This is a genomic window from Mesorhizobium sp. M7A.F.Ca.CA.003.01.2.1 (genome assembly GCF_003998945.1).
Taxonomy (GTDB): domain Bacteria; phylum Pseudomonadota; class Alphaproteobacteria; order Rhizobiales; family Rhizobiaceae; genus Mesorhizobium; species Mesorhizobium ciceri.
This window is the reverse complement of record NZ_RZRA01001579.1, coordinates 1-589: the sequence shown is the minus strand read 5'-3', so window position 1 is coordinate 589 and position 589 is coordinate 1. Positions and strand designations below refer to the sequence as shown.

Here is a 589-nt window from a genome sequence, read left to right as displayed (position 1 = left end):
GATGATGGCCCGAGCATCTCGACCACCGGCGCCGAGCCGACGCTGACCGTCGACGAGTCGGTTCTTACCACCAACGACACGCAGAGCTTTGCCGCCAACTTCAGTTCGGGCTTCGGCGCCGACGGGGCCGGCACGCTGACCTACGCACTGGGCGTCGTGGCAGGCCCTTCGGGTCTGATCGACACGGCGACCGGTCAGGCGGTCATCCTCTCGCTCAATGGCAGCGTCGTCGAAGGCCACACCATCGGCTCCAACGACCTCGTATTCACCGTCTCCGTCAGCGCCGCCGGCGCCGTAACCCTCGACCAGCTCCGGGCGGTGGTCCATGCCGACGCCAGCAACCCCGACGACAGCACCAGCCTGGCCGCCGACAATCTGGTCACGCTCACCGCGACCGTCACCGACAAGGATGGCGACCACCTGTCGGCCAGCCTCGACATCGGCCAGAACCTCAACTTCAAGGATGATGGCCCGAGCATCTCGACCACCGGCACCGAGCCGACGCTGACCGTCGACGAGTCGGTTCTTACCACCAACGATACGCAGAGCTTTGCCGCCAACTTCAGTTCGGGCTTCGGCGCCGACGGGG

General features: G+C 66.4%; 1 protein-coding gene. It reads left to right on the top strand.

Going from position 1 to position 589, the window contains the following annotated elements:
* A partial coding sequence (locus EN969_RS34325) for a DUF5801 repeats-in-toxin domain-containing protein (protein WP_245467688.1) occupies positions 1 to 589 on the top strand: 589 nt, incomplete at both ends.